We start from the raw sequence: 12,658 nt of genomic DNA, 5'->3' as shown, positions 1-12,658 counted from the left end.
CATAATTCACGTCGCAGCATTGTTGACTGCGCTCGGTTACCCGAGCCACATTTTTGTATGCTCCTTGGGATACCCTTACTTGTCGCCTAGCTGCAACGCGAATTATTGAGAATACCTGTCAGTCAATTAACGTCGCTTTATCTGGTTTTAAGTGGTGAGCGTTATGACTGTTTTCTGTGTTTCTATGCGCATTGCTTCCCTTCATTTACACACCTCTCTGACTTCTGTATGCTCCTAATAATTATTTTTTTATTATTCTGTTACTCAGACGGCGTAAGCCTATGTAGCATAGATGCGGAGTCAATGTTCGATGAAATATACGATTATCCCAGTAACCCCTTTTATGCAAAATTGTCAGGTGATTTGGGATGAAAACTCAATGGAAGCCGTGATTGTTGATCCAGGCGGTGAGGCTGAAAAACTGATTGCTGCGATTGAAGAACGTGGCTTAAAGCTCAGCAAAATTCTTCTTACCCACGGGCATGCCGATCATATCGGTGCTACCGCGGCTATTGCCAAACATTTTTCGGTACCTATTTATGGTCCGCAAAAGGAAGATGCTTTCTGGATTGAGGCGTTGGCACAACAAAATGCGATGTTTAATATTGAAGGCTGTCCTGACTTTACACCTGATTATTGGTTAGAAGAGGGGCAGACGGTGAGCTGTGGCCCAATAACTTTTGATGTTCTGCATTGTCCAGGGCATACACCTGGTCATATTATATTTGTTAATCATGCAGATAAACTGATTTCCATGGGGGATGTATTATTTAAAGGGGGTGTAGGGCGTAGTGATTTCCCTCGTGGTGACCATCAAGCACTGATTGCATCGATTAAAAATAAAGTATTACCACTTGGCGATGATTATCAATTTATACCCGGTCACGGTCCTATGTCGAATTTAGGTCATGAGCGGCAGACAAACCCGTTCTTGCAGGATGACTTACCTGTTTGGTAATTAACAGTTTGAACAGTAAACGCCTCATTAAGTGGGGCGTTTTATAATTAGACACGGTATTCATTAATAAAAAAAAGAACGATACATATGTATCGTTCTTTTTGCTGTTCAGATTGTTTTACAACTTAGATGACTTTAACGATCGCTTCACACAGTGGAACCATATTTTCGAGTGTTAAGCCAGCGACGTTAATACGTCCAGAACTCACTGCATAGATACCAAATTCGCTACGTAGACGCTCTACCTGCTCTTTTGTCAGACCACTGAAGGAGAACATACCATTTTGGTTAATGATGAAGCTAAAGTCTTGTTTAGCGCCTTTCTCTTCAAGTGTGCTTACCAGCAACTGACGCATACGTTTAATACGCTCACGCATTGACGTCAATTCTTGGATCCACTCAGCTTTCAGGGCATCATCAGATAAAATGGTTGTGACGACAGCGGCACCATGTGCTGGTGGGTTTGAGTAGTTAGCACGAATAACGGCTTTCGCTTGGCTAAATGCGCGCTCTGCATTATCACTATCTTTAGCAATAATGGTGCAAGCTCCAACACGCTCATTATATAAGCCAAAGTTTTTCGAATAAGAACTTGCTACGATCATTTCTGGATTTTGTTTAGTAAAGATACGCAGGCCTTCAGCATCCTCATCTAAACCTTTTGCAAACCCTTGGTAAGCAAAGTCAAATACTGGCAGTAAACCTTTTTCAGCACATAGTGCAGACAGTTTAGTCCATTGCTCTACTGTTGGGTCGATGCCAGTTGGGTTATGGCAGCAACCATGCAGAACGATAACATCACCGGCTACGGCAGCAGATAGGCTGTTTAGCATGCCATCAAAATCCATACCGTGATTAGCGGCATCATAGTAGTTGTAGGTCAGGACTTCTAAGCCAGCAGCTTCAAAAATATTTTTATGGTTTGGCCAAGTTGGATTGCTTATCCAAACACGCTTAGCGTTGGTTTGGCTAGCGATAAAATCAGCCGCAATACGCAGAGCACCAGTTCCGCCCGGCGCTTGTGCAGTACGAGCACGCTGAGAAGTGACAATTTCATGCTCTTTACCAAATAACAGCTCTTGAGTGACACGACCAAATTCTGGCATCCCACTGATGGCAAGATAGTTTTTGGTGTTTTCATTTTCAAGCAGGAATTTTTCTGCTTTTTTCACAGTGTCTAGAACTGGAGTTTTACCAGACTCATCTTTGTAAACGCCGATACCGAGGTTAATTTTGTTATCACGAGGGTCAGCACGGAAACTATCAGCAAGGCCTAAAATAGGGTCAGCAGGGGCAGCAGTAATTTTTTCAAACATGTTGTCGATTCCAAAGCTCAGTTGTTAAGCCGAAAATGTTGAGTGCTCAGGTTAACGCGCAGAAAACAATTTGCCAACCGTTTTACTAAAAATTGGTAAGATCTTGTGATGTAGGTATAAATTGCATGGGATCTGACCATTAACCGCACTAAATGCAGCGATTTTCTCTAACGTATCGACACTTTAGATTAATAATTGATCTTAACGCAGGATTTAGTGGTTAGGGAGAGAGTGTACGAGGGTAAAGGGACAAATAAGGATAAAAATAGCGCGTCACACAACAAAAAAAGCAACGCCGAAGCGTTGCTTTTCAAAACAGATTTCACTGTTGTCTGAATTATTGTTTAAACAATAATTAGAACTGGTAAACCAGACCCAGACCAACTACGTTATCAGTGTTGATACCGTTTTGATCAGTGAAGTCGTTGTCTTTCAGCAGGTTGATTTTGTAATCAACAACTGCAGACATGTTTTTGTTGAAGTAGTAGTAAGAACCTACAGAAATATATTTAACGAGGTCTTTGTTACCCCAAGCACCTAGGTCTTTACCTTTAGATTGGTTATAACCAATAGATGGTTTCAGACCGAAGTCGAACAGGTATTGAGCAACTAATTCAACGTTTTCAGTTTTGTTAGCAATATTACTATTTTCACCATAGCGAGTCATGTTCAGAGTTTGACCGTACATAGCTGCTAAGTAAACGTTGTTAGCGTCGAATTTACCACCAACGTTCCATGCTTGTGCTTTTTGGCCACCAGCAGTTGTATCACGTTGCTGTTTAGGAGTACGAGAAGAGTTAGAGTAACCACCACCCAGTGATACGCCCCAACCTAAATCATACGCTGCAGAGAAACCGTAGCCGTCACCGTTGTCTTTAGCAACGCCTGAAGATGATTTGTTGTTGTCGCCGTTTTTGCCTTGATATTGCAGAGCGAAGCTCAGGCCATCAACATAACCGAATGCGTTGTTGTTACGGTAAGTTAACAGGTTACGGTTACGGCTAGTCATGAAGTTGTCAGACTGAGCCATAGTGTCCGCGCCCCACAGTGGGAATACGTCGGTCCATGCGTTCGTGTCATAAACCACACCGTAGTTACGGCCGTAGTCGATTGAACCGAAGTCAGCAAATTTCAGACCAGCATACGCTAGACGGTTTTTGTTTTCGTCTTGGCCTTCAGCTTTGTTAGTCTTAGTTTCCCACTCGAAACGACCAAAACCAGTCAGTTGATCAGTGATTTGAGTATCACCTTTCAGGCCTAAACGAACACGTGAGTCGTCGCCATCTTCACTTTTCTTACCTTTATCAGCGTCAGCAAAATAGTGACGAACGTCAACTTTACCGTAAACGTCTAGTTTGTTGCCGTCTTTGTTGTATACTTCAGCTGCGTTTGCTGCGCCTGCAGCCAACAGAGCTGGGATAACCATTGCAAGAATATTGCGTTTCATCATTATTATTACCCTCATTGGTGTTATTCGGACACCTGCCACTGCCAAAAATAATTCTCAAAAAAAATTGGAACTATTTATGAGAGATTAGTGTCGTCTATGTCGGCGTCCAGTGTTCCATTGGTAAATAAATTTATCTACCCTCAAAGTGCTACAAAAATAAAGATTCTGAAACAAATGGTAACAAGGTGTTTCAAAATGTAAAAAATAGATCAAAAAACAACCACAGGTATGACCAGTTTAAAAATAATTACAAAATTTAGGGAACTTTTTGAGAGGTCAAATTGCGCTTTTTTTGAACAATTTAGATAAGTATAATTGACAGATTTGCTTATAGATAAGACAAGAAATGAGGAAAAAAGCAGATTTTTCTGATCTAAATTAAATTGGCTTAAAAAATGGTGTTAATTTGTACACTGGTGTCAACGTGGTTATAGCCTTTGAAAATATTATAAAAGTAATAAAAGATATTAAAAATAATATCGGGCCTATAGCGACCCGATATTCGATATAAAAGATAAGGCTAATAAGTCTTAGAATGCTGCATTTCTTGGCGTACGTGGGAAGGGAATGACTTCACGAACGTTACCAACGCCAGTGACATAAGCCACTAAGCGCTCAAAGCCAAGGCCAAAACCAGAGTGTGGTACTGTGCCATAGCGGCGTAGATCGCGATACCACCAGTAATCTTCTTTATTCATTCCCATTTCATCAAGACGTGCGTCTAACATATCAAGGCGCTCTTCACGTTGTGAACCACCGATGATTTCACCAATACCGGGGGCGAGTACATCCATTGCTGCCACTGTCTTGCCATCTTCGTTAAGGCGCATATAGAAAGCTTTAATGTCCTTAGGATAGTTTTTAACAACCACCGGTGCTTTGAAATGTTGCTCAGCCAAATAGCGCTCATGCTCAGAAGACATATCAACCCCCCAGTACACTGGGTTTTCAAATTTCTTACCACAAGTTTCTAGGATCTTGATCGCATCGGTATAGTCGACTTGCGCGAAATCTGAATTAACAAAGTTTTCTAAACGGTTGATGACGTCTTTATCGACACGTTGAGCAAAGAACTCGAGATCATCACGACGCTCATCAAGTGCTGCCTTGAAGACAAATTTCAGCATTTGTTCTGCAAGACCCGCCACATCATCAAGATTAGCGAAAGCCACTTCCGGCTCAACCATCCAGAATTCCGCTAAGTGGCGGCTGGTGTTTGAGTTTTCTGCACGGAAAGTCGGGCCAAAGGTATAAACTTTGCTTAATGCTGTAGCATAAGCTTCGCCATTCAATTGTCCTGATACGGTTAAGAAGGACTCTCGACCAAAGAAATCTTCACTGAAATCAACTTCACCTTTGTCATTACGTGGCAGGTTATTGTAGTCCAGTGTCGAAACACGGAACATTTCACCCGCACCTTCGGTATCAGATGCTGTAATAATTGGGGTTGAAACCCAAAAGTAACCTTGCTCATCAAAGAAACGGTGTAATGCTTGGGCAAGCGTGTGGCGAACACGCGCTACTGCACCGATTAAGTTAGTGCGTGGACGCAAGTGTGCGACTTCACGTAGATACTCAACGCTATGGCGTTTTGCTGCCATTGGGTAAGTGTCAGGATCTTCAACCCAACCTACCACTTTAACTGCTGTTGCTTCTAACTCGAAAGATTGGCCTTGGCCTGGTGATTCTTTCACGATCCCCGTGACTTCAACAGAACAGCCTGTCGTCAGATGCAGGACTTCGTCGTTATAATTAGATAAATTATTATTGATGACAGCCTGTAATGGGTTAAAGCAGGAACCGTCATAAACGGCGAGGAAAGAAAAACCAGCATTTGAATCTCTCCTTGTACGTACCCAGCCTTGAACGGTGACTTCAGAGCCCACCGCCACACGGCCTTGCAGTACATCGACTACAGGCGCAACGATCATAAAAATTACTCTCTTTTTATATAAACGAAATTAACGATGACATTTCCACTGTTCTGATTGTTTATCAACCATATTGATATGACCAGTGAAAGTATTTGTTTTCCTGAAATTCTCTATTTCAAGATTGATGTTCTATGTTACTTGCCGTGAGGCAGGAAACAAGTAAAAAATCGTGACTTTTCTACCAGAAAGGTCGTAGTCCCTAGCTATACCTTAGTTAGGGCTCTAATAGCAAGTAAATATAATCATCTACTATGAATATTAATGAAGATGGCACTTTTTGTGTGATACTCAAAAAGAAGGCGCTTGAGTATCACACAGGCTGAAAATGCCATTAACAGGCTTTTTCCATTTTTGGTAGGTCGAAAGCTTTACGCAGTTGATTAACGAACTCATCATCTTCACAAATGGTTTTGCCTGGACTATCAGACAGCTTTGCGACTGGCTTGCCATTACATTCAACCAATTTGATGACGATATTTAAAGGAACGACTCCGGGAATATTGCACGTGAGCCTTGTACCGATCCCAAATACCAGATTAATACGTTTATGGAAATAACGATACAGCTCCAATGATTTTTGCAGGTCTAAGCTATCAGAAAACACTAATGTTTTCGTCATTGGATCAATGCCTAATTTTTCATAGTGTGCGATGGCTTTTTCACCCCATTCGATAGGGTCACCCGAATCATGACGTAGTCCTTGGTAGCGCTTCGCAAAATTATCATCGAAATCACGCAAAAAAGCATCCATCGTAATACAATCTGTTAAAGCAATACCGAGTTGATCGGGGTATTCATCGAGCCAGCTTTGCAATGCAGCTCGTTGGCTATTTGCGAGTTCAGGGCTGATTTGTTGATGAGCTTGAAACCACTCATGAGCTTGCGTACCAACAGGGGCTAATCCTAATTCATGAGCCAATTTATAGTTACTGGTGCCGACAAGATAAGGAAACTCATCTTTGAGCATGGAAACGATAGCGGATTGTACATCATAGGAAAAACGGCGACGGGTGCCGAAATCCATTAATTTAAAATGGCTAAGGTCGATATGATTTTCGGCCGCTTGGGCATAAAAGACGGTCAGTAATTTTTTTAACTGACTCACCGCATCCTCGCGGGTAATCTGTGGGTGTCTATCGCGTTGAACAATTTCACTGATCAAAGCAAGCAGTGGGACTTCCCACATAATGACTTCGCACCATGGGCCGCTAATACGGATAGCGAGCTGCCCATCATCTGCAAGGGTAATGTCCACTTGTTCTGGCTTAAAACGGAAGTTTTTTAACCAAGCAAGATAGTCGTCTTTGAAAAAAGGAAGACCACTTAAATAATTAACTTCTTCATTAGTTAGTGAAAGATGGGCCATCAATTGGACTTGCTGGCGGATTTCATTCGCATAAGTACCTAAAATTTCACGGCTACGACAGCGGAACTCGGCAACAACCGGAACTTGGCTGTAATGGTGAAATACGGCCTGCTGCATATGAAGCTTATAAGCATCAGTGTCAAGCAGTGATGTAATAATGGGGGTAGCGTCTAAATTCATGGCGCGCAGGCGTCCTCGCGGAGCTATCTACTTATTAGCTAAATCGTTTAAAGTTGGAAAAGTATACTCACTTTAGCAGAAGATAGAAGCCTTATTGCATCACTCTTATCTATGTGAGCTCTTCCAATATTTATTTATACCCTTCACATTTCAAGTGATAGCGTGATGATTAAGTTTGTCTATACTCATCATCGACGGCTATTTTGTTCCTTGCGATACCTTTCTTATCGCTTAGATTCCCCTTGAACGTATCATCATTGACATGATTGACTAGGATGGAATACTGGCTGTTATGGTTATTTAACAAGCGTTAATATATCTATACTAGTCATCAGGTATGAAATGATACTAACACGTAATTTTCTATTTAACAGTGTTATAGCATCAACGAGCAAACCAATTCTTAACAATTGTTGATACTGATAGTCATAAATAGGCAACATAATATGATGCAATTGTTTCTCATAGGCATTTTTGTTGCAGCAGCGTATAGTAATATAAAGAATAAATGATAAACGACTGTATCGAATTAACGAATAAAAAAGGTTACTTATGACCCAATTGCGACAAGCGAAATATCGTCAGGACTATAAAGCCCCTGATTATACTATCTCTGAAATTGATCTCGATTTTATTCTCGACCCAGCAAAAACGGTTGTCACGGCGATTAGCCAAGTAAAACGTCTTAACCCAGAATCATCGACACTGGAACTGCATGGTGAAGACCTGAAATTAATCAGTGTCGAAGTGGATGGTCAGTCTTGGACGCATTATCAAGAGCAAGACGGTAAGCTGATATTGGAATCCTTACCTGAAGCTTTCACATTACGTATTGTGAATGAAATCAGCCCCGAAAAAAATACAGCGCTAGAAGGTTTATATGTTTCAGGGGATGCGCTATGTACACAATGTGAAGCTGAAGGTTTCCGTCATATCACTTATTATCAGGATCGTCCTGACGTTTTAGCGCGTTACACAACGACGATTACTGCGGATAAACAACGTTATCCTTATTTATTATCTAATGGTAATCGCATCGCTGAAGGTGAACTGGATGATGGGCGTCATTGGGTTAAGTGGCAAGATCCTTTCCCAAAACCAAGCTACCTATTTGCGTTAGTCGCTGGTGACTTTGATGTGCTTCGCGATACTTTTATTACACGCACTGGCAGAGAAGTGGCTTTAGAACTCTTTGTTGATAAAGGCAACCTTGACCGCGCACCATGGGCAATGCAATCCCTAAAAAATGCGATGAAGTGGGATGAAGAGCGCTTTGGTCTGGAATACGACCTCGATATTTACATGATAGTCGCGGTTGATTTCTTTAATATGGGCGCGATGGAAAACAAAGGTCTGAATGTTTTCAACTCCAAATACGTGCTCGCGAAAAATGAGACTGCCACGGATAAAGATTATTTAAATATTGAATCGGTGATCGGCCACGAATATTTCCATAACTGGACAGGGAACCGTATTACTTGTCGTGATTGGTTCCAATTAAGTTTAAAAGAAGGCTTAACCGTATTCCGCGATCAAGAATTTAGTTCAGATCTCGGTTCGCGTTCTGTCAACCGCATCAACAATGTGAAAGTGATGCGTGCTGCTCAGTTTGCTGAAGATGCTAGCCCTATGGCACATCCGATCCGTCCTGAAAAAGTGATTGAGATGAATAACTTCTATACCTTAACCGTTTATGAAAAAGGTTCAGAAGTCATTCGAATGATCCACACATTATTAGGCGAAGAGATGTTCCAAGCAGGGATACAGTTGTATGTTCATCGCCATGATGGTAGTGCTGCGACCTGTGATGATTTTGTGCAAGCCATGGAAGATGCCTCGAATGTGGATCTGTCGTTATTCCGTCGCTGGTACAGCCAATCAGGTACGCCTGTTTTAACGGTACGTGATGAATATTTCCCTGAAAAACAAGAATATGTATTACATGTTAGTCAAATGACGCCACCAACAGCGGATCAAGCGGAAAAGCTGCCGTTACATATTCCGTTAGATATTGAATTATATGCTGAAGACGGTTCTATTATCCCGTTGAAACATATGGGAAGCCATATCAATTCAGTGTTGAACGTCACACAAGAATCACAAACGTTCACTTTTGATGAAGTTCCTAGCCGTCCGGTTCCTTCATTATTACGTGAATTCTCTGCACCTGTTAAATTAGATTATCCATATAGTGATGAGCAACTTGCCTTTTTGATGCAATATGCAAGCAATGAGTTCTCTCGTTGGGATGCGGCTCAGCAATTGATCGGTAACTATGTGAAGCTCAATGTTGCGAATCATCAAGCGGGCAAAGAATTCGTTTTGCCAGAGCATGTGATTGATGCATTTAGAGCGGTGTTATTGAGTGATTCTATCGATCCAGCATTGGCCGCATTGATTTTAACACTGCCTTCTGAGAATGAGATGGCGGAGTATTTTCAAACTATCGACCCTGATGCTATCCACATTGTCGCTGATTTTATTGCACATCAATTGGCCGTGGAAATGGCGGATGAGTTCTTAGCCGTTTATCAATCAATTCATATTGATGGTTACCGTGTTGATCATGGTGATATTGCGAAACGTTCATTACGCAATGTGTGCTTGCAATATCTTGCAGCAGGGGATGACCAGGCGCTGGCGGATAAATTAGTTTCTACGCAATTTGCATCGGCTGACAATATGACGGATTCATTGGCCGCATTGACAGCAGCGAGCGAATCTCAATTACCTTGCCTTGAATCGTTGATGACTGCGTTTGATGAACGTTGGCATCATGATGGCTTGGTGATGGATAAATGGTTTACGCTGCAAGGCACTAGCCCAGCGCCCGATGTATTGGAAAAAGTGCGGAGCTTGTTGACTCACCGTTCGTTTAGTATGAGTAACCCGAACCGTGTTCGTTCTCTAGTCGGTGCGTTTGCTTCTGGTAATCCGTCTGCATTCCATGCACAAGATGGAAGTGGTTATCAGTTCCTGTATGACATTTTAGTTGATTTAAATACACGCAACCCTCAAGTTGCATCACGGTTGATTGAGCCGTTGATCCGCTTAAAACGTTTTGATGAAAAACGTCAAAGTCTAATGCGTAATACTTTAGAACAGTTGAAAGGGTTAGATAACCTATCCGGTGACCTGTTTGAAAAAGTGACGAAGGCACTTGAGAGCTAAGTTTCTCATAACCAATCAGTAACCAATACAAGCCCTTGAGAATATTTTTCAAGGGCTTGTTCTTTTCAATCCGCCACAAAAAAGCTGGCAGGGTGTTATTCATGATAGGGCGTTTCGAATGGGTGAATCCGCTTTGTTAACTCTCGACTAATCAGCTTGTGTGCAATAAATTGATTTTTTCATAGAAAAAGTAGCGCAAGATAGGGTAATCTATGTCGCGTTTTATCGGATGAAAATGTTCCCTTTGCTTAATATAGGCTCAGCAAATTTTATTTGTTGGGTGTTTTGATGCGCGGAACATTGTGTCTTTTAATCGCTTTATACACAAAGTAATTTAAGTTGTTGGCGTTAAGCATCAGTGCGCATTTCAGCTTAAAGTATGGCAGGTATAGACAGAAATAGGTTATTGGATATGTTATATCACCTTGCCCGCAAGGCTCTATTCCAGTTCGACCCAGAAAAAGCCCATGAACTGACTTTCCGTCAGCTTCAGCGCTTAAATAATTCTCCTCTTAAATGTCTTCTTCGCCAATCGGTGGCGACTAAACCTGTTCAATGTATGGGGCTGTCATTTAAAAATCCACTTGGTCTAGCCGCAGGGTTAGATAAAGATGGCGAATGTATTGACGCTTTCGGTGCAATGGGCTTTGGTTTTGTTGAAATCGGTACCGTCACTCCTCGACCGCAGGCTGGTAATGACAAGCCAAGGCTGTTTCGGTTAGTTGAAGCAGAAGCGTTGATCAATCGTATGGGGTTTAACAATAAAGGTGTTGATAACCTTGTTGAGAATGTCAAAAAATCAACCTACGGTGGGGTGATTGGAATTAATATTGGCAAAAATAAAGATACGCCAGTAGAGCAAGGTAAGGATGATTATTTAATTTGCATGGATAAGGTTTATACACATGCAGGTTATATTGCTATTAATATTTCGTCACCAAATACGCCGGGTTTACGCACGCTGCAATATGGAGAAGCTTTGGACGATTTGTTAAGCGGAATAAAAACAAAGCAGTTGGAATTACAATCGAAACATCAAAAATATGTTCCTGTTGCCGTTAAAGTTGCCCCGGATTTAAGCGAAGAAGAAATAATACAAGTTACAGATAGTTTAGTTCGCCATAATATAGATGGTGTGATCGCCACGAATACCACTTTAGATCGCTCCTTAGTCCAAGGTTTAAATCACTGTAATGAAGCTGGTGGTTTAAGTGGACGCCCAGTGCAACTAAAAAGTACTGAAGTTATTAGGATCATTTCTCGTGAATTAAATGGCAAGTTACCAATTATTGGCGTGGGTGGAATTGATTCATTAACATCCGCACGTGAGAAAATGGATGCAGGCGCATCATTGATCCAAATTTATTCAGGTTTTATATATAATGGTCCAAAGTTAATTAAAGATATTGTGAACCATATATAGTTAACTGTAAATTTACCTAAAGGGGGCTTTATTTATGCTCCCTTTTAATCTATATTGAGTTGGATGCTTATTTTTAAATCATTTTGACATTTTTAGAACCGAATTATTTATATTTCTATCTAAAAAATGTATTTGTACTCTGACTAATTTGAGTTGCACGTAGCTGTTAAGTCACATTATTCGTTTCGTTAAAAAGCGCTGATAATATAATTAGGCTAATAGAATCGGCTTAACTAGCAACTTCAAGTATGGTGAGTATACCGATAAATCGCTAAGGGATCGTTTATGATAATAAAACCTGATGATCATTGGCGTTGGTATTTTGATCATGACCATGATAGGGTGATGTTGGATCTCGCCAACGGCATGATATTTCGCTCATGTTTTCCCGCAAAAATGCTAACTGCGTTTGCGCGTGATGAAATGCCTTTTAGTATTGAAGATGCTGCTGAGTTTTATATATTCGACGAACAGGCTAAAAGATTAAATTTATCCAATGAAGAAAGAGCCGAATTAGTGCTCAATAGTTTAGTGGCATTTCGTTTTCTAAAACCACAAATGCCAAAAAGTTGGTATTTTTCATCTTTTCACGATATTAAACAGCCAGCTCAAGGCCAGCTTATTCAAGTTTGTTTAGAAAGCACCCGCAATATTGCCACATTTATTATTGCTGAAGCGGGGGCATCGGCAAGTTTATGTTTATTGGCAGAAGCACAATTAGAATTACCAGATCGTAAATTACGCTTCTGTGATCCCATTAAGATCATGAACGATCGTATGAGGGAATATAAGCGCAAGTCTAATCGCTTATTGTATGGCAATGTCATTTAATTGATCATCCTTGATCGTTTATGTTTTTT

8 protein-coding genes are annotated in these 12,658 nt (G+C 41.1%); 4 read left to right on the top strand and 4 right to left on the bottom strand.

Annotated elements, in window-relative coordinates; translation table 11 throughout:
* Positions 1-310: 310 nt before the first annotated feature.
* Complete coding sequence (locus M1F03_RS12900) at positions 311-958, top strand: MBL fold metallo-hydrolase (protein ID WP_154623294.1); 648 nt, start codon at positions 311-313, stop codon at positions 956-958.
* 125 nt (positions 959-1,083) lie between these two features.
* Here the strand turns inward: M1F03_RS12900 and M1F03_RS12895 are convergent, their stop codons facing one another.
* From M1F03_RS12895 to pncB, 4 genes are all read right to left on the bottom strand, one after another.
* Positions 1,084-2,274, bottom strand: coding sequence for an amino acid aminotransferase (locus M1F03_RS12895; protein WP_154623295.1), 1,191 nt, complete (start codon positions 2,272-2,274; stop codon positions 1,084-1,086).
* Between the two features lie 355 nt (positions 2,275-2,629).
* Positions 2,630-3,721, bottom strand: coding sequence for a porin (locus M1F03_RS12890; RefSeq protein ID WP_318840138.1), 1,092 nt, complete (start codon positions 3,719-3,721; stop codon positions 2,630-2,632).
* Positions 3,722-4,254: 533 nt separating this feature from the next.
* On the bottom strand, positions 4,255-5,655 hold the full coding sequence (gene asnS / locus M1F03_RS12885) for an asparagine--tRNA ligase (RefSeq protein WP_154623422.1): 1,401 nt from the start codon (positions 5,653-5,655) through the stop codon (positions 4,255-4,257).
* Between the two features lie 334 nt (positions 5,656-5,989).
* Positions 5,990-7,204 (bottom strand): nicotinate phosphoribosyltransferase, encoded by a 1,215-nt coding sequence (pncB, locus tag M1F03_RS12880; protein ID WP_154623423.1) that lies wholly within the window; start codon positions 7,202-7,204, stop codon positions 5,990-5,992.
* A gap of 552 nt (positions 7,205-7,756) precedes the next feature.
* Here pncB and pepN point away from each other — a divergent pair.
* From pepN to M1F03_RS12865, 3 genes are all read left to right on the top strand, one after another.
* Entirely contained in the window at positions 7,757-10,375 is a 2,619-nt protein-coding gene (pepN, locus tag M1F03_RS12875; protein WP_251464494.1) for an aminopeptidase N, read from the top strand.
* Between the two features lie 412 nt (positions 10,376-10,787).
* Complete coding sequence (pyrD, locus tag M1F03_RS12870; protein ID WP_154623425.1) at positions 10,788-11,798, top strand: quinone-dependent dihydroorotate dehydrogenase; 1,011 nt, start codon at positions 10,788-10,790, stop codon at positions 11,796-11,798.
* Positions 11,799-12,083: 285 nt separating this feature from the next.
* The gene (locus tag M1F03_RS12865) at positions 12,084-12,629 is read left to right on the top strand and encodes a cell division protein ZapC (protein ID WP_154623426.1); all 546 of its coding nucleotides are present in this window, start codon (positions 12,084-12,086) and stop codon (positions 12,627-12,629) included.
* Positions 12,630-12,658 lie beyond the last annotated feature (29 nt).

Origin of the sequence: Providencia sp. PROV080, assembly GCF_033688105.1 — a bacterium.
Classification (GTDB): domain Bacteria; phylum Pseudomonadota; class Gammaproteobacteria; order Enterobacterales; family Enterobacteriaceae; genus Providencia; species Providencia zhejiangensis.
Note: the sequence above shows the minus strand (reverse complement) of the source record. Positions and strands in the feature narration are given on the sequence as shown.